This window comes from Mesorhizobium sp. M8A.F.Ca.ET.208.01.1.1 (assembly GCF_004791315.1).
Taxonomy (GTDB): Bacteria; Pseudomonadota; Alphaproteobacteria; order Rhizobiales; family Rhizobiaceae; genus Mesorhizobium.
The window spans coordinates 1052125-1068640 of sequence record NZ_SRUT01000002.1; the positions used below are offsets into that span (position 1 = coordinate 1052125).

The window sequence follows — 16516 nt, forward strand, 5'->3', positions numbered from 1 at the left end:
GTCCGCGCTCTAATGCCCGTCGCCGGATTTCGCTTTCTTGCGCCGCCGCGCCAGCATGTTGAGCCCCTCGACCAGCGCCGAAAAACCCATCGCCGCGTAGATGTAGCCCTTGGGAACATGATAGCCCATGCCGTCCGCGATCAGCGTCATGCCGATCATCAACAGGAAGCCCAGGGCCAGCATGACGATGCTGGGGTTCTTGGCGATGAAGTTGGCCAGCGGACCCGCCGCCAGCATCATCACGCTGACGGCCACGATCACCGCGATGTACATGATGGCGATCTCGTCGGTCATGCCGACGGCGGTGATGATGGAATCGATCGAAAAGACGAGGTCGAGCAGCAGAATCTGGAAGATCGCGCCGGCAAGCGAGATCTTGAGCGTCTCTCCCATCATCGTGTCCTTGTGGTCGTCGGGATCGACCGTGTGGTGGATCTCCTTGGTCGCCTTCCACACCAGGAACAGGCCGCCGGCGATCAGGATCAGGTCGCGCCAGGAGAAACCGTGGCCGAACGCGGTGAAGACCGGCGTCGTCAGTTGGACGATGACCGAAATGGTGGCGAGCAGCACCAGGCGCATGATCAGTGCCGCCGAGATGCCGAGCCGGCGCGCACGAGCCCTCTGGTCCACGGGCAGCTTGTTGGTCAGAATGGAGATGAAGATCAGATTGTCGATGCCGAGCACGATCTCGAGCACCACCAGCGTCAGCAAGGCGACCCATGCGGTTGGATCGGAAACGAATTGAAAATGCGGCGCAAGAAATTCGATAAGCTGCATGGAGGTCGTTGTCCCCTCTTTTAACGATCTGAAGCAGATGTCGTCGGCAGTTAGGTACTGCGCGCGCCTATATCAATGTCACGACCAGAACGACGGAGCCGTTTCTTCCAGTCTCGGCCCGCGACGAAACGGCGCGATCTTCTCGGTCAGTCCGGTACGATCGGAAATATTGACACCGACCCCACACAAGGTCGCCGGGCCGGTCGCTGCCTCGAAACGCCCTTTCGGTACTTTCGACAGGAACCGGTTGAGTGGTTCCTCCTTGTCCATGCCGAGCGAGGAATCATAATCGCCGCACATGCCGGCATCCGACAGATAGCCGGTGCCGCCATTGAGGATCTGGTGATCGGCGGTGGGCTGGTGCGTGTGAGTACCGACGACCAGGCTGGCGCGGCCGTCGACGAAATGCGCGAAGCACATTTTCTCCGAGGTCGCTTCCGCATGGAAGTCGATGATCACCGCATCGGCCTGCTCGCCGAGCGGACAGGCTGCAAGCTCACGTTCGCCGGCCTGGAACGGATCGTCGAGCTCGGGATGCATGAATACTCGGCCCATGATGTTGGCGACCAGCACGCGCGCGCCGTTTTTGGCGATGTAGACGCCGGAGCCGCGCCCGGGCGTACCCTTGGGAAAATTGGAAGGCCGCAGGAACCGCTGCTCGCGCGGCGCGAAGGCCAGCGCATCGCGCTGATCCCAGACATGGTTGCCGGTGGTGACGACATCGGCGCCTGCAGCGATGGTCTCCCGAAAGATCTCTTCGGTGATGCCGAAGCCGCCGGCGGCATTCTCGCCGTTGACGATGACGAAGTCGAGTTTGAAGTCCGAGATCAGGCCAGGCAGCTGTTCCCACACCGCCGTACGTCCCGTTTTTCCAACCATGTCACCGAGGAAGAGAAGTCTCATATGATCCTGCACCGAAAGTCAGCGAAGCAAATGCCGCATGACATCCGCGAAAAGATCATGCCTCCATTATCTACAATTTTGGCGTGAAGCGGCGCAACCCGCTCTCGGTGAGTATTTCCGGGATGATCACGTCATGGTTCTCGTCCGGAACCTGCGCCACTTCCTGGCAGTCGAAGGCTATGCCGATCAGCCGGGGCGTATGCCCCTTGTCGACGAGCTTCGCGATCGCGCGATCGTAATAGCCGGCGCCATAACCGATGCGGTGGCCGCGTGCGTCGAAAGCGGCGAGCGGCACCAGCATGACCGAGGGGTCGAGAACCTCGGCCTCCGCGTGCGGTCCGATCGTGCCAAAACCCATGTCGACCATCGGCGCGCCACGCACCAGTTCGCGAAAGACGATGGTGGTCTTGTCGAGAATGGCAGGCAGGCAGAGCCGTGCGCCCCGCTCACGCAAGGCGAACATCAGCGGCCTGACATCGACCTCCGAGCGCATCGGCCAGAAACCGGAGACGATCTGGCCAGGGCCGATCTCCAGATGGTCGCGCGCCGTCTCCGCCATTTCGAGCGCGGCCTCGACCCGCCAGAATTCGTCGAGCGCGTCGCGGCGAGCGAGTGCCTCGAGGCGTAGCTGCTTTTTCAGGTCTTTGGGAGAGGTCATGCGGCCAAGGTAGAAAAGGTCAGAGCTGTGTGACGTCTCAAGCGCGACGTTTTCCACCGCATCATCCGCCAGGATGGGTGGACGCCTTGCGACAAGTGACGGTCCACACAACCGGTGGAGAGGTCGATCCCGGGTGCCTACAAAGTAGGTGGGCGCCGTGTGAGAAAACCCACGGGTCTTCCCAGGGACAGCTCCCTAAGGATCGTTAAGGCCCCGGGGAAAAGTGTCTCCTGCCGGGAAGCGCAGACCGCCTCGATCAATATAGGCCGATGGTGACACAAGCGCCAGAGAGGAGGCGCTCTTTCCGCACCGGTCGGCATCATCGCCTTGCAGACCCGCCCTTGCGCGGACCGGAGGGCCTCCTTACGGTTCCCGGAATGAACCAAGGAGCAAAAATGCGTTTCGAAGGCACGGCGGCCTATGTCGCCGACAAGGCTCTGATGGTGGCGGTCAACGCGGCGATAACGCTGGAACGGCCGCTGCTGGTGAAGGGCGAGCCCGGCACCGGCAAGACGGAACTAGCCCGCCAGGTGGCGGTAGCACTCGGCCTCGACCTCATCGAATGGCATGTCAAATCGACGACACGGGCGCAGCAAGGTCTCTACGAATACGACGCCGTGTCGCGGCTGCGCGACAGCCAGCTTGGCGATGTCAGGTTCAACGACATCAAGAACTACATCAAGCGCGGCAAGCTCTGGGAGGCGTTCGCGGCCGGCAAGAAGGTCGTGCTCCTGATCGACGAGATCGACAAGGCCGACATCGAATTCCCCAACGATCTCCTGCAGGAACTCGATCGGATGGAGTTCTTCGTCTACGAGACCGGCGAGACCATCCGCGCCGCCGTCCGCCCGATCGTCATCATCACCTCCAACAACGAGAAGGAACTGCCGGACGCCTTCCTGCGCCGCTGCTTCTTCCATTATATCCGCTTTCCCGACGTCGATACGCTGCACCGGATCGTCGATGTCCATTATCCCGGCATCAAGCAGAACCTGGTGCGCGCGGCCCTCACCCAGTTCTACGAAATTCGCGACGTGCCGGGCTTGAAGAAGAAGCCGTCAACCTCCGAGGCATTGGACTGGATCCGCCTGCTGGTCGCCGATGACATCGCGCCCGAGGATTTGCGCGCCGACGCCAAGAACGCGCTGCCCAAGCTGCACGGTGCCCTGCTGAAGAACGAACAGGATGTGCATCTGTTCGAGCGGCTGGCCTTCATGGCCAGACGGCAGCAATAGCAAGGCAGCAATAGCACTTTCCCCTGATGTGGACCGTTGCCGCCGGCCGCAGAGCACGTCAGCATCGGCCAGAACCCTTCGGAGGAGATGAAATGTCTGAGATTGTTGTCCGCCCGCTCGCGCAATCCGACCACGCCGACTGGCGCCGCTTGTGGACCGACTATCTGACCTTCTATGAAACCAAGCTGCCGGAAGAGGTCTATGAGATCACCTGGAAGCGGCTGTTCACGACAGGCGAATTCGAGCCGAAGGGTTTTATCGCGACCCTCGACGGCAAGGCCGTCGGCCTCACCCACTACCTCTATCACCGCTCCGGCTGGTCGGAGAAAAACAATTGCTACCTGCAGGACCTGTTCGCCGACCCGGATGTGCGCGGCAAGGGTATCGGTGCGGCCCTCATCGAAGCCGTGAAGCAGGAGGCCGGCAAGATCGGGGTGAAAAACGTCTACTGGATGACGCACGAGACCAACGCCACCGCGCGCAAGCTCTACGACCACGTCGCGCGTAGGACCGGCTTTATCGAGTATGATCTGTTGTAGTCATGTTCATCCCCTTCTTCCTTGAACTGAAGGCAGCGCGCGTTCCCGTTTCGCTCAGGGAATACCTCTCTCTGCTCGAAGGGCTGGAAGCCGGGCTTGTCGATTATGACGTCGAGGGTTTTTACTATCTCGCCCGCGCCGCTTTGGTGAAGGACGAGCGCCATATCGACCGCTTCGACCAGGTGTTCGCGCATGTCTTCAAGGGCATCGAGGCGCTCGGCGGCCCGGATGCCGTCGACGTCGCCGACATTCCCGAGGAATGGCTGCGCCGGCTCGCCGATAAGCACCTGACCGAGGAGGAGAAAAGACTGGTCGAGGCGCTTGGCGGCTTCGACAGGCTGATGGAGGCGCTGAAGCAGCGGCTCAAGGAACAGAAGGGCCGCCACCAGGGCGGCTCGAAATGGATCGGCACGGGCGGCACCTCGCCCTTCGGCGCCTATGGCTACAACCCTGAAGGCGTGCGCATCGGGCAAGCTGAAAGCCGCAACCGGCGCGCGGTAAAAGTCTGGGACAAGCGCGAATTCAGGAATTTCGACGATGCCGTCGAACTCGGCACCCGCAACATCAAGATCGCGCTGAAGCGTCTGCGCCGCTGGGTGCGCGAAGGCGCCGAGGAAGAGTTCGACCTGCCCGGCACCATCCACGCCACCGCCGAGCACGGCTATCTCGACGTCCGGACACGGCCCGAGCGTCGCAATGCGGTGAAGCTCCTGATGTTCTTCGATGTCGGCGGCTCGATGGACGACCACATCAAGAGCGTCGAGGAGCTGTTTTCGGCGGCTCGCGCCGAATTCCGCCAGCTCGAATATTTCTATTTCCACAACTGCCTCTACGAAGGCGTGTGGAAGGACAATCGCCGCCGCCATGCCGAGGTGATTCCGACGTTTGACCTCATCCACAAATATGGCCCCGACTATAAGGTCATCGTCGTCGGCGATGCCTCGATGAGCCCTTACGAGATCGCCCACCCCGGCGGCTCGGTGGAACACTGGAATCCCGAGGCGGGCAGCGTTTGGCTCGGCCGGCTCCTGCAGCAATGGCCGAACGCGGTGTGGCTGAATCCGGAGAGTGAAAGGAATTGGGGCTTTACGCATTCCATCGCCATGATTCGCGACATCTTCGGCGGCCGCATGTTCCCGCTGACACTGGCCGGGCTGGAAGCCGCGACGAAGCAGCTTTCCAGAAAGCATTAGTTGTCGGAGATACAGGACAAGGTTGGCGCTGCCCCTCATCGCCCTGACGGGCACTTCTCCCCGTATAGTGACGGGGAGAAGGAAGCTGGCCGTGGCCTCGATGCCCATCTTGCAATGCCGGCGATTGGCGAAACCGGCGACGGGAGCACCCCTCTCCCCGTCACTGTACGGGGAGAGGATGCCGGCAGGCAGGTGAGGGGCAGCACAGACGCCGAAAGCTAGCAAGCGATTCGACCTTACAATGCCAGGCACTGGGCAGGTCTGTAACAAATGCCTATGTTGGGGCGAATATCCGGTTGCAACCAAGAACGAGCCGACAAGGCTGAGGAGATCAAATGGACACCCACACCTACCCCGTCACCCGCACCGATGCCGAATGGCGAGCCCGGCTGACGCCGGAGCAATATGCGGTCATGCGCAACCACGGCACCGAGCGGCCGGGAAGCTGCGCCCTGCTCTATGAGAAGCGTGCCGGCACTTTTTCCTGCGTCGGCTGCGACCAGCCGCTGTTCCAATCCACGCTGAAGTTCGAAAGCGGCACCGGCTGGCCGAGCTTCAACGATCCCGTTCCGGGCTCGGTCGAGAACACCGTTGACCGCAGCTACGGCATGGTCCGTACCGAGTGCCACTGCTCTCGTTGCGGCAGCCATCTCGGCCATGTCTTCGAGGACGGCCCGCCGCCGACCGGCCTGCGCTACTGCATCAACGGCGTGGCGCTGAAATTCGAGCCGGCGGCCTGACCTGTCCCGGATATGACCTCGCAAAGGGCGGCTTCGGCCGCCCTTTTTCGTATGGAGCAATTCCAGGAAAGTGGGACGCGGCTCAGGCGACTGCCGTCGCAATCAACCAAAGCGCCGAGCCAAGCATCATCAGTTGAGCCTTGAAGCCACCGGCCTTCTCGGCCGCGCGCCAGACCGCAATGGTCAGGAAGATGTTGTAGGGCACAGGCAGGAAATGCACCATCAGCACCAGCCAGAGCGGCAGTTTCAGCTCGAGCAGGACAAGCGCCAGCGCCGACGAGGCGACGCTGATCAAGGTGCCGACAAGCAGCGTGTCGCGCCAGAACAGGCGGCCGAGCGGCGCTTCGCCTCTCCAGCGCGTACGGAAAAAGTCCGTCATGACCGGCGACCTATCTCTGCCCCAGAACGTCGGTCACGGCTTCCTCGAAGCGTGAGCATTCCCTCACCAGCCAGTCGGTCATGGCCGGCCAATTGTCCTCGGAGTAGCAGTTCACCCGCCACATTGAGTTGATGCCGAGCCCCTCACAGCTCTGTTCGGGTTTGAGCTTCAGCGTGGCCTCGATCGCCGGTTGAAACGGTTTCAGCCGCGACCACGAGTCCGTGGCGCCGAACTTCTCGTTGCGCCCGAAGAAGACGCCGACATGGTTCTGCGCCGGCGCGACATACATGGAAAGCACCAGTACGAAGTCGGGCAGCCCGCGCTGCCAGAACCAGGGTCCGCGCCGCGTCAGCCGGGCTCTTTCTTCCGGATGCCGTTCGGCAAACAGCGACCAGAAGCCGCGATGGCGGAATTCCGAGGCGCGACGGCCGCCGAAGTCGAATTCGCTCATGGTTCGAACCGTATCTCCGGCAACCGCATCGGGCGCCGGCCGTGAGCCTTACTCCATGCCGAGCGCGGCCATGTAGAGATCGAGGATGGCATCCTCCTCCTGGCGCTCGGCCTGGTCCTTCTTGCGCAGACGGATGATGGTGCGGATCGCCTTGGTGTCGAAGCCGGTGCCCTTGGCCTCGGCGAAGACTTCCTTGATGTCGTCGGCGATCGTCTTCTTTTCTTCCTCGAGCCGCTCGATGCGCTCGATCAAGGCACGCAGCTGGCCGGCGGCAACAGTCTGGCTGGTCTCGGTGATATCGTCGGCCATTTTTTTCTCCAAAGATCGGTTCCGCGCCGCGACTCGGGGAACGTGCCGCGGCGAATTTCAGCGGTTCGATGCCCGACCGGGGCCGGCGGGTCAAGCCGTTATCGACAGCTCGCCAAGGGCTGCCGCCATGATGCGGACAGCCACGCGGCCAGGGCGCAGATCAGCTGAAGGCTATCAGCAGATCTTTGGCATCGATCTGGTCGCCGGCCTTGACCAGCACCTCGGCGACCGTGCCATCGCGCTCGGCATGCAATGCCGTCTCCATCTTCATCGCTTCGATGGAGAGCAGCACGTCGCCGGCCTTGACCGCCTGGCCGGCGGCAACCGCGAGCGCCGAAACCACACCCGGCATCGGCGCCCCGACATGCGCCTCATTGCCGGGCTCGGCCTTGCGGCGCGCTTTGGCGGCGGAAGCGCCATGCGCGCGGTCGGGCACCTTCACACGCCGCGGCTGGCCGTTGAGCTCGAAGAACACGGTGACCATGCCCTTGTCGTCGACATCGCCGAACGCCTGGCAGCGCACGACCAAGGTCTTGCCCTTTTCGATGTCGACGAAGATCTCGTCTTCCGATTTCATGCCGTAGAAATAGGTCGGCGTCGGCAGAACGCTGACCGGGCCGTAGGTTTCCTGGGCGGCGACGAAGTCGGAAAACACCTTCGGATACATCAGCCACGAGGCGAACTCATACTCCGACAGCTTGCGCTCGAGCTTGTCCTCGATCTCCTTGCGGCCCTTCTTGAGGTCGGCCGGCTTGAGCAACGAACCGGGCCGCGCCGTGATCGGCTTGTCGCCCTTCAGTGCCTTCTTCTGCAGCACCTGCGGCCAGCCGCCCGGGGACTGGCCGAGGTCGCCGCGCAGCATCGAGACGACCGAGTCCGGGAAGGCGATGTCGCGGGCCGGATTCTCGACATCGGCAACGGTCAGGTCCTGGCTCACCATCATCAGCGCCATGTCGCCAACGACCTTCGAGGACGGCGTCACCTTGACGATGTCGCCGAACATCAGGTTGACGTCATGATAGGTCTGCGCCACTTCGTGCCAGCGTGTCTCCAGCCCGAGCGAACGCGCCTGTTCCTTGAGGTTGGTGAACTGCCCGCCCGGCATTTCGTGCAGGTAGACCTCGGAAGCTGGACCTTTCAGGTCACTCTCGAAGGCGGCGTACTGGTTGCGCACCGCTTCCCAGTAGAACGAGATTTTCCGGATCCATTGCGGGTCGAGGCCCGGATCGCGTTCGGTGCCCTTCAGCGCTTCGACGATCGAACCCAAACATGGCTGCGAAGTGTTGCCGGAAAAGGCATCCATCGCCGCGTCGATGGCGTCGACACCGCTTTCCACCGCCGCCAGCACGGTTGCCGCCGACAGGCCCGATGTGTCGTGGGTGTGGAAATGGATCGGCAGGTCGGTCGCCTCGCGCAGCGCCTTGAACAGCACGCGGGCGGCACTCGGCTTCAACAGGCCGGCCATGTCCTTGACCGCGATGATATGGGCGCCGGCGGCCTGCAATTCGCTGGCCAGCCCGACATAATATTTCAGGTCGTACTTGGCCCGCGCCGGATCGAGAATGTCGCCGGTATAGCACATCGCCGCTTCGATCAGCTTGCCCTCGGCGCCCACGGCGTCCATGGCGACACGCATGTTCTCGACCCAGTTCAGGCAGTCGAAGACGCGGAACAGGTCGATGCCGCCCGCCGCTGCCTGCTTGACGAAATGCTGCACGACATTGTCGGGGTAATTGGTGTAGCCGACGCCGTTGGCGCCGCGCAGCAGCATCTGCAGCAACAGGTTGGGGGCGGCTTCCCGCACCAGCGACAGCCGTTCCCATGGATCCTCGGTGAGGAAGCGCATGGCGACGTCGAAAGTGGCGCCGCCCCAGCATTCCAATGAAAGAAGTTGCGGCAGCGCCCGCGCATAGGTGCCGGCGATGCCGGCAATGTCGTGCGTGCGCACGCGCGTGGCGAGCAGCGACTGGTGGCCGTCGCGCATCGTCGTGTCGGTGACCAGCACTTCCTTCTGCTCGCGCATCCAGGCGGCGAACTTCTCCGGCCCGAGCACGTCGAGTTTCTGCTTGCTGCCGCTCGGCACATTGCCGTTGAGATAGGGCACCACGGGCGGCGCCGCGTCTGCCTTCGGCGTCGGCCGGCCGCGTGTCTCGGGATGGCCGTTGACGCTGACGTCGGCCAGATAGTTAAGCAGCTTGGTGGCGCGGTCCTGGCGCTTGACCTGCTGGAACAGCTCCGGCGTCGTATCGATGAACTTCGTCGTATAGGAATTGTCGGCGAAGCTCGGGTGATTGATGATCGCTTCGAGGAAGGTGAGGTTGGTGGCGACGCCGCGGATGCGGAATTCGCGCAAGGCGCGGTTCATGCGGGCGATCGTCTCGGCCGGTGTCGGCGCCCAGGCCGTGACCTTCTCCAGCAGCGGATCGTAGAAGCGGGTGATGACCGCGCCGGAATAGGCCGTGCCGCCATCCAGACGGATGCCGAAGCCGGTGGCGCCGCGATAGGCGGTGATGCGGCCATAGTCCGGAATGAAATTGTGTTCGGGATCTTCCGTGGTGATGCGGCACTGCAAGGCATGGCCGTTCAGCCGGATGTCCCGCTGCGCCGGCACGCCCGATTCCGGCGTGCCGATGGCGAAGCCGTCGAGGATGTGTATCTGCGCTTTCACGATGTCGATGCCGGTCACCATCTCGGTGACGGTGTGCTCGACCTGGATGCGCGGATTGACCTCGATGAAATAGAACTTGCCGGTATCGGCATCCTGCAGGAATTCGACGGTGCCGGCGCCGATATAGCTGGTCTCGCGCGCGATCTTCAGCGCATAGCCGCAAAGCTCTTGGCGCAGGTCCTCGCTGAGATAGGGCGCCGGCGCGCGCTCGACGACCTTCTGGTTGCGGCGCTGGATCGAGCAGTCGCGCTCGAACAAATGCACGGCATTGCCATGCGTGTCGCCAAGCACCTGCACCTCGACGTGGCGGGCGCGCTCGATCAGCTTTTCGAGATAGACCTCGTCCTTGCCGAATGCGGCTTTCGCCTCGCGCTTGCCTTCCATGACCTCGCGAGCAAGGTCGGCCTCGGAACGGATAGCGCGCATGCCGCGCCCGCCGCCACCCCACGAGGCCTTGAGCATGACCGGATAACCGACCGTCTTGGCGAGTTCCTTGACCGCCTCCATATCGTCCGGCAACGGATCGGTGGCCGGCACCACGGGCACGCCGACCTCGATGGCGAGATTGCGCGCGGCGACCTTGTTGCCCAGCCGCCGCATCGTGTCGGGCTTCGGTCCGATGAAGGTGATGCCTGCTTGCGCGCAAGCTTCGGCGAATTCGGGGCTTTCCGACAGGAGCCCGTAGCCGGGGTGGATGGCGTCGGCGCCCGAAAGCCTGGCGACGCGGATCACCTCCTCGATCGACAGGTAGCTCTCGATCGGCCCCATGTCCTTGTTGAGATGCGGACCGCGCCCGACCTGGTAGCTTTCGTCGGCCTTGAAGCGATGCAGTGAGTATTTGTCTTCCTCGGCCCAGATCGCCACGGTTTTGAGGCCCAGCTCATTGGCCGCGCGAAAGACGCGGATGGCGATTTCTGACCGGTTGGCGACGAGGATCTTCGTGATGGCCAAGGACTGGGCTCCAGCAGCGGAAGGGACGGGAAATCGGGGCAATGATTAGCGTGAAAATGCTGCAGTGCAAACAAAATCGACGTTGGTTTAAACCGATTTAAATCAATTATTCGGCCAACACTCGCATGCATTCGTCCGTATGGGCGGAACAATGGCGACAATTTCGATCCTGGATGCGATCTTCCCGGCTGGCTAAGGAACGCTGGCGGGATGTCACGGCGCCAGCGGGCATCAAAGAAAATGCCCGGCGCGAGGCGCCGGGCATCGTTTGGTTTCGGATCGGAATGAATTACGACTTCGGGAACCAGGAATACTTGCCGTCGTCCTTCTTCTTCCATTCGTACATGATGTAGCCCGGCAGCTTCGGATCGCCCTTGGCGTCATAGGCGAGATCGCCCAGGACGGTCGGGAACGGGCCGTTTTCATGCATCGCCTTGGCGACGGCCTGCGGATCGTTCGTCTTGGCGGCGGCAGCTGCCTCGGCGACCACCTGCACGGCAGCGTAGGCGTAGAGCGTGTAGGCTTCCGGCTCGAAACCTTGCGCGCGGAACTTCTCGACGAGCTCCTTGTTGGCCGGGATCAGGCGCGGGTCGGGGCCGAACGTGTTGAGCGTGCCGGCGACGGCGTCGCCCGCGATCGCGGCGAGTTCGTCCGTCACGATGCCGTCACCCGACATCATCGGTGCCTTGAGGCCCTGGTCCGCGGATTGACGGATGATCAGGCCGGCTTCGGTGTGCAGGCCTCCCCAGTAGATCAGGGTGACGCCGGCTTCCTTCATCTTGGCGATCAGCGCCGAGAAGTCCTTGTCGCCGACATTGACGCCTTCATACATCACTTCCTTGATGCCCGCGGCGTTCATCGCCTTCTTGGTTTCGTCCGCGAGGCCCTGGCCATAAGGGGTCTTGTCATGGATCACGGCGACTTTGGCATCCTTGAAGTTCGCGGCGATGTAGCCGCCGGCGATGCTGCCCTGCTGGTCGTCGCGTCCGCAGGTACGGAACACATTCCACAGGCCGCGCTCGGTGAACTTCGGGTTGGTTGCGGCCGGCGTGATTTCGACGATGTTGTTTTCGGCGTAGACTTCGGAGGCCGGGATCGACACGCCGGAGTTGAAGTGACCGATCACAAACTTGACGCCGTCGCCGACGAACTTGTTGGCGACCGAGATGCCCTGCTTCGGGTCGGAGACGTCGTCGCCGATTTCGAGCTTGATCTGCTCGCCGTTGATGCCGCCCTTGGCATTGATCTCGGCGACCGCCGCTTCCGCGCCCTTCTGCAGCTGCGCGCCGAAGGCCGCGTTCGGACCGGTGATCGGTCCGGCGACGGCGAACATTACATCAGCCCACGCGTTGCCGCCGAACGCGACGAGCGCGGTCAGGGCCACGGCGGACAAAAGTGACTTTTTCATTTAAACGCTCCCATTAACGGAGTGGGCGTGGATGAAGCTTTCATGCGATGCCCACCCTTATCGCAGAAAGCATAGTTTGCCGATTTTCAGGCACTTGTCACGCCGATTCATCCCTGACGCGGCGTTAATGATGACCGTCAACCTTTCGGTTTCCAGCTCAAGATTGAAGCTCTTTCGTAGAGCCAATTATACTGTGTGACCATCTGGTTGGTTCGTGTGTATTGATAGCCGACAAAGCCCAGTATCATCAGCACGACTGTGTCGACGATATAGTAATGCAGCGAGAACATCGTACCGTCGAACAGCGCGTGATGGATGAAGCGGATGCCGATGCCGAGCCCGAGCAGATAGGCAAACAGCTGGATGAAGCTGCGCCATGTCTGGGCGCTGGCCTTGCCGGTCATCCATGCCGCCCATCCGCCGAGCAGGCAGGTGACGAAGAAGAACTGCCAGATCGACGGTTCCTCGTAGAGAATGCCTTGCATGGGAAGTCTCCTGAACTCAGTGATGTCCGCCTTCGAGATAAGCGGCGCGCACTTCCGGATTGGCGAGCAACTCCTTGCCGGTGCCGCTCATCGTCACATTGCCGTTGACCATGACGTAGCCGCGCGTGGCGAGCTTGAGCGCGCCGAACGCGTTCTGCTCGACCAGGAACACGGTCAGCCCTTGGGTGCGGTTCAATTCGCGGATGGCATCGAAGATCTGCTTGACGATCAGCGGCGCCAGGCCCAGCGACGGCTCGTCGAGCAGCAGCAGTTTCGGCCGCGCCATCAATGCGCGTCCGATCGACAGCATCTGCTGTTCGCCGCCCGACAAGGTGCCGCCACGCTGGGCGATCCGCTCCTTCAGTCTGGGGAACAGCGTGAACACCTTCTCGACGTCCTCGCCGTAATATTTGAGGTTGTCGAGGCTGGCGCCCATCTGCAGGTTTTCCATCACCGTCATGCGCGGGAAGATGCGCCGGCCCTCGGGTGACTGGGCAATGCGCATGCGTGCGATTTCATGCGTCGGCAGCTGGGTGATATCGGTCCCGGCGAAGGTGATGGTGCCCGTGCGGGCGCGTGGGGCCCCGAAGATGGTCATCATCAGCGTCGACTTGCCTGCGCCGTTGGCGCCGATCAGCGCCACGATCTCCCCTTGCTTGACGGTGACATTGACGCCGTTCAGCGCCCGGATGTTGCCGTAATAGGTCTCCACGCCCTTGATATCGAGCAGCGTTGTCGTGGCCATCACTTGCCCCCTCCACGCTTGCCCTGAACGGGCTTGCCTGTGCTCGCGGCTTTGCCGGAAGCATGACTCGTCGCCACCTTGCCCGCGTCGACGCGGCGCGAGAATTCCGTATCCTTGCCCTGGCCGAGCAGCTTCGCCTGCTTGACCCATTCCTCGCGCGCGATGCGCCCGTCAAAGGCGAGATAGGCCTCCACCGCCTCGACGTCCGCCTTCTTCCAGGCGCCGATCTGGTCGAAGTGGAAGATGCCGTGTTCGTTGAGCTTCTTCTCGTTGACCGTACCGATGCCCTTGATGCGGGTCAGGTTGTCGGCCTTGCCGCCACGGGGGGCAGCGAGGCGGTTCGAAACGCCTTCGGCCTTCGTGGCAGGCGCCTTTGCGGCCGTTTTCCTTGGCGCCGCCTTCTTCGCGGCGGATTTGGCCGGCGTCGGGGTCGGCGCGACAGGCCTGCTTGCCACGGTGGCGGCGCGGGCGTCGACCTGCGCTGCCTTCGAGGCGCCTTTCGACACGGTCACCCGTTCGCCTTCGCTATGGCCGACGGTGTCGCTCACCGGCCCGGCCAGATACGACGCCGATGTCCCCGGGCCATGCGTGGAGTCGGGGCCGATATCGAGCTGTTCGATGACGTCCTCGTCGCCGACTTCGGTGAGCACGGTCTCGACCTCCTCGTCATCGACGCCGAGATAGGCGGCGATGACGCGCGGATCGGTGCGCACCGACTGCGGATTGCCGTCGGAGATCTTGCGGCCATATTCCAGCACCACGACGTGGTCGGAAATCTGCATGACCACGGACATGTCGTGCTCGATCAAGAGGATCGAGGTGCCGGTCGTATGCTTGATTCCCATCAGCAGTTCGTTGAGAGCCGCCGATTCCTTCGGGTTGAGGCCGGCCGCCGGTTCGTCGAGGCACAGCAGCTCAGGACCGGTGCACATGGCGCGCGCGATTTCGAGCCGCCGCTGCGCGCCATAGGGCAAGTCGCCTGCCGGATCGTCGGCACGATCGACGAGATCGGCCTTCTCCAGCCAGTGCTTGGCAAGCTCAACCGATTCGGCCGAGGCCTTGCGGTAGCCGCTGAAGCCGAACAGGCCCAGGATCGTATAGCCCGAAGCCTTCATCAGCTTGTTGTGCTGGGCGACAAGCAGGTTCTCCAGCAGCGTCATGCCCGAGAACAGGCGGATGTTCTGGAAGGTGCGCGCCACCTTGGCTCGCGCCGGGATCTCGTGGTTGGGCAGCCGTTCCAGCAGGTAGCTGGAACCGTCGGCCCGGTTGAGCGTGATCATGCCTTCCGACGGTTTGTAGAAGCCGGTGATGCAATTGAACACCGTGGTCTTGCCGGCGCCGTTGGGACCGATCAGCGCGGTGATTTCGCCGCGCCTGGCGGTGAAGGACAGGTCGCCGATGGCGACCAGACCGCCGAACTTCATCGACAGATGCTCGACCTGCAGGATGGCGTCGTTCATTTGCGTGGTCGCATTCATCAGCCGTGGCCCTCCTTGGTGAAGGAGCCTGAGACAGCCCTTCGCTCCTTAAGGAAGGCGGTTGGTTCACGACTGCCGACAAAGCCGCGCGGCTTCCACAGCATGACGATGACCATGGCCATGCCGAACAGAAGCATGCGGTAGAGTTCCGGTGTGAAATCGGGCCCGAAGACCTGCTTGAGGAAATCGAGTTCGCGCAGCGCCTCGGTGCCGCCGATCATCACCATCGCGGCGACGGCGATGCCGACCAGCGAGCCCATGCCGCCAAGGACGACGATGGCCAGGATAATGGCCGATTCCAGGAAGACGAAGGATTCCGGGCTGACAAAACCTTGCCGGGCGGCGAAGAAGGAGCCCGCAAAACCGCCGAACATGGCGCCGGTGGCAAAGGCGGTGAGCTTGGTCGTGGTGGTGTTGATGCCCAGCGAGCGGCAGGCGATCTCGTCCTCACGCAAGGCTTCCCAGGCGCGGCCGACCGGCAGGCGCCGCAGCCGGATGGTGACGAAGGCGGTTAACAGGCAGAGCCCAAGGATCAGGTAGTAGAGGAAGATCTTGTAGTAGGCGCTGGACGTGGCGATGTTCAGCACCTTGGCGATGTAGTTCGGGTCCGACACGTTGAAGGTCATCAGGCCGAAGAAGCTGACCTTGGGAATGCCGGAGATGCCTGCCGACCCATTGGTGACCTCGCGCCAGTTGATCAGCACGAGGCGGATGATCTCGCCGAAGGCGAGCGTCACGATCGCCAGATAGTCGCCGCGCAGGCGCAGCACGGGAAAGCCGAGCAGCACCCCCCAGAGCGCTGCCATGGCGCCCGCGGCGGGCAACAATATCCAGAACGACAGGCCGAAATGCGTGGCCAGAAGCGCATAGGCATAGGCGCCAAGCGCATAAAAAGCGACGTAGCCGAGATCGAGCAGACCGGCGAGGCCGACGACGATGTTCAGTCCCCAGGCCAGCATCACATAGATCAGGATCTGGATGCCGAAATTATCGACCCATTTCAACGAACCCTGCAGCCCTCCGGTGATCGACCAGGCGTTGAGCGACAGCACCGCGACCACGAGGATCGGGTACAGCACCAGGGCCGAGATGCCCAATTTGGTGAAGTTGGCATGGATGAAGGCGCGGAAGTAATAGATCACGCAGGCCAGCACATAGATGACCGACAGGGCACGCAGGAATTGCAGATAGCCGGCCGGCTCTGCCCCAACCCATCCGGCGAGAGAGCTGTTGAACACGAACAGCAGCACCATGGCGACCGCCGCTCCGATGAAGGCCGGCAGGGTGAAGAAGCGGGATGCCACGCTTGCCGGCATGAGGCCGGTGGTCACGTTGGCGACCTTCTGGTTGGCCATGAAGGGCTGGCCGTAGGCAACGTAAAGGAAGCGTCCGACGGCGGTGGCGATCACCACCGCGGCAAGCAGGCCCCAGCGCTGCACCACGACCAGTTCGTTGGACATGTTCTGGTCGGTCTTGAGGCCGATGAACAGCACGAACAGGCCAAGCGCGATGGCGCCGGCATAGAAGGCCTCGCGCAGGGCGCGCTGCACGGGACTGGCGACGGTGTCGCGCTCTGGAGATACGGTTACGGCCATGG

The 16516-nt window shown here is 62.6% G+C and carries 16 protein-coding genes and 1 other RNA gene; 4 read left to right on the forward strand and 13 right to left on the reverse strand.

The genetic code is table 11. From position 1 onward, the window contains the following. Positions 1 to 9: 9 nt before the first annotated feature. The 4 genes from EN851_RS15700 to ssrS all read right to left on the reverse strand — a co-directional run bounded on the left by EN851_RS15700 (position 10) and on the right by ssrS (position 2590). Complete coding sequence (locus EN851_RS15700) at positions 10 to 777, reverse strand: TerC family protein (protein WP_135863230.1); 768 nt, start codon at positions 775 to 777, stop codon at positions 10 to 12. Positions 778 to 855: 78 nt separating this feature from the next. Further along, a complete protein-coding gene (locus EN851_RS15705) occupies positions 856 to 1680 on the reverse strand; it encodes a YmdB family metallophosphoesterase (RefSeq protein WP_127278128.1) in 825 nt (274 codons plus the stop codon). Between the two features lie 70 nt (positions 1681 to 1750). Then, positions 1751 to 2338, reverse strand: a complete 588-nt coding sequence (locus EN851_RS15710; protein ID WP_135917197.1) for a 5-formyltetrahydrofolate cyclo-ligase — start codon at positions 2336 to 2338, stop codon at positions 1751 to 1753. A gap of 96 nt (positions 2339 to 2434) precedes the next feature. Further along, a non-coding RNA gene (gene ssrS / locus EN851_RS15715) (6S RNA) lies at positions 2435 to 2590 on the reverse strand. Between the two features lie 143 nt (positions 2591 to 2733). On the opposite strand from ssrS, the gene EN851_RS15720 reads away from it, so the two are divergent. The 4 genes from EN851_RS15720 to msrB all read left to right on the forward strand — a co-directional run bounded on the left by EN851_RS15720 (position 2734) and on the right by msrB (position 6045). After that, positions 2734 to 3573, forward strand: a complete 840-nt coding sequence (locus tag EN851_RS15720) for a MoxR family ATPase (RefSeq protein ID WP_135929553.1) — start codon at positions 2734 to 2736, stop codon at positions 3571 to 3573. 92 nt (positions 3574 to 3665) lie between these two features. Next, positions 3666 to 4112 carry a GNAT family N-acetyltransferase gene (locus tag EN851_RS15725; RefSeq protein ID WP_135929554.1) on the forward strand — a complete coding sequence of 149 codons (447 nt, stop codon included), beginning with the start codon at positions 3666 to 3668 and terminating at the stop codon, positions 4110 to 4112. Positions 4113 to 4114: 2 nt separating this feature from the next. After that, complete coding sequence (locus EN851_RS15730) at positions 4115 to 5305, forward strand: VWA domain-containing protein (RefSeq protein WP_135929555.1); 1191 nt, start codon at positions 4115 to 4117, stop codon at positions 5303 to 5305. 335 nt (positions 5306 to 5640) lie between these two features. Continuing rightward, entirely contained in the window at positions 5641 to 6045 is a 405-nt protein-coding gene (gene msrB / locus EN851_RS15740; RefSeq protein ID WP_027141754.1) for a peptide-methionine (R)-S-oxide reductase MsrB, read from the forward strand. 82 nt (positions 6046 to 6127) lie between these two features. Here the strand turns inward: msrB and EN851_RS15745 are convergent, their stop codons facing one another. The 9 genes from EN851_RS15745 to livM all read right to left on the reverse strand — a co-directional run bounded on the left by EN851_RS15745 (position 6128) and on the right by livM (position 16514). Next, positions 6128 to 6424 carry a hypothetical protein gene (locus EN851_RS15745; RefSeq protein WP_135917100.1) on the reverse strand — a complete coding sequence of 99 codons (297 nt, stop codon included), beginning with the start codon at positions 6422 to 6424 and terminating at the stop codon, positions 6128 to 6130. A gap of 10 nt (positions 6425 to 6434) precedes the next feature. Further along, positions 6435 to 6875: a hypothetical protein gene (locus EN851_RS15750; RefSeq protein WP_135929556.1), complete on the reverse strand. Its 441-nt coding sequence runs from the start codon at positions 6873 to 6875 to the stop codon at positions 6435 to 6437. Between the two features lie 48 nt (positions 6876 to 6923). Beyond that, positions 6924 to 7184 carry a DUF2312 domain-containing protein gene (locus EN851_RS15755; RefSeq protein WP_027053014.1) on the reverse strand — a complete coding sequence of 87 codons (261 nt, stop codon included), beginning with the start codon at positions 7182 to 7184 and terminating at the stop codon, positions 6924 to 6926. A gap of 160 nt (positions 7185 to 7344) precedes the next feature. After that, entirely contained in the window at positions 7345 to 10803 is a 3459-nt protein-coding gene (pyc, locus tag EN851_RS15760) for a pyruvate carboxylase (protein ID WP_135929557.1), read from the reverse strand. A 289-nt stretch (positions 10804 to 11092) separates the two neighbouring features. Then, on the reverse strand, positions 11093 to 12211 hold the full coding sequence (locus tag EN851_RS15765) for a branched-chain amino acid ABC transporter substrate-binding protein (RefSeq protein ID WP_127276516.1): 1119 nt from the start codon (positions 12209 to 12211) through the stop codon (positions 11093 to 11095). A 137-nt stretch (positions 12212 to 12348) separates the two neighbouring features. After that, the gene (locus tag EN851_RS15770; protein WP_135929558.1) at positions 12349 to 12696 is read right to left on the reverse strand and encodes a DUF6867 family protein; all 348 of its coding nucleotides are present in this window, start codon (positions 12694 to 12696) and stop codon (positions 12349 to 12351) included. Positions 12697 to 12712: 16 nt separating this feature from the next. Next, positions 12713 to 13441 carry an ABC transporter ATP-binding protein gene (locus tag EN851_RS15775; protein WP_127276520.1) on the reverse strand — a complete coding sequence of 243 codons (729 nt, stop codon included), beginning with the start codon at positions 13439 to 13441 and terminating at the stop codon, positions 12713 to 12715. Then, entirely contained in the window at positions 13441 to 14919 is a 1479-nt protein-coding gene (locus tag EN851_RS15780; RefSeq protein WP_135929559.1) for an ATP-binding cassette domain-containing protein, read from the reverse strand. Before EN851_RS15780 ends, EN851_RS15775 begins: the two co-directional genes overlap by 1 nt. Beyond that, complete coding sequence (livM, locus tag EN851_RS15785) at positions 14919 to 16514, reverse strand: high-affinity branched-chain amino acid ABC transporter permease LivM (protein WP_127276524.1); 1596 nt, start codon at positions 16512 to 16514, stop codon at positions 14919 to 14921. Before livM ends, EN851_RS15780 begins: the two co-directional genes overlap by 1 nt. Positions 16515 to 16516 lie beyond the last annotated feature (2 nt).

Excerpts from the sequence above, each read along its gene's own strand:
- EN851_RS15770 (WP_135929558.1), bottom strand. The coding sequence starts at position 12,696 with ATGCAAGGCATTCTCTACGAGGAACCGTCGATCTGGCAGTTCTTCTTC.
- EN851_RS15745 (WP_135917100.1), bottom strand. The coding sequence starts at position 6,424 with ATGACGGACTTTTTCCGTACGCGCTGGAGAGGCGAAGCGCCGCTCGGC.
- EN851_RS15750 (WP_135929556.1), bottom strand. The coding sequence starts at position 6,875 with ATGAGCGAATTCGACTTCGGCGGCCGTCGCGCCTCGGAATTCCGCCAT.
- EN851_RS15705 (WP_127278128.1), bottom strand. The coding sequence starts at position 1,680 with ATGAGACTTCTCTTCCTCGGTGACATGGTTGGAAAAACGGGACGTACG.
- EN851_RS15765 (WP_127276516.1), bottom strand. The coding sequence starts at position 12,211 with ATGAAAAAGTCACTTTTGTCCGCCGTGGCCCTGACCGCGCTCGTCGCG.
- EN851_RS15775 (WP_127276520.1), bottom strand. The coding sequence starts at position 13,441 with ATGGCCACGACAACGCTGCTCGATATCAAGGGCGTGGAGACCTATTAC.
- EN851_RS15720 (WP_135929553.1), top strand. The coding sequence starts at position 2,734 with ATGCGTTTCGAAGGCACGGCGGCCTATGTCGCCGACAAGGCTCTGATG.
- EN851_RS15725 (WP_135929554.1), top strand. The coding sequence starts at position 3,666 with ATGTCTGAGATTGTTGTCCGCCCGCTCGCGCAATCCGACCACGCCGAC.
- EN851_RS15755 (WP_027053014.1), bottom strand. The coding sequence starts at position 7,184 with ATGGCCGACGATATCACCGAGACCAGCCAGACTGTTGCCGCCGGCCAG.
- livM (WP_127276524.1), bottom strand. The coding sequence starts at position 16,514 with ATGGCCGTAACCGTATCTCCAGAGCGCGACACCGTCGCCAGTCCCGTG.
- EN851_RS15700 (WP_135863230.1), bottom strand. The coding sequence starts at position 777 with ATGCAGCTTATCGAATTTCTTGCGCCGCATTTTCAATTCGTTTCCGAT.
- EN851_RS15780 (WP_135929559.1), bottom strand. The coding sequence starts at position 14,919 with ATGAATGCGACCACGCAAATGAACGACGCCATCCTGCAGGTCGAGCAT.
- EN851_RS15710 (WP_135917197.1), bottom strand. The coding sequence starts at position 2,338 with ATGACCTCTCCCAAAGACCTGAAAAAGCAGCTACGCCTCGAGGCACTC.
- msrB (WP_027141754.1), top strand. The coding sequence starts at position 5,641 with ATGGACACCCACACCTACCCCGTCACCCGCACCGATGCCGAATGGCGA.
- EN851_RS15730 (WP_135929555.1), top strand. The coding sequence starts at position 4,115 with ATGTTCATCCCCTTCTTCCTTGAACTGAAGGCAGCGCGCGTTCCCGTT.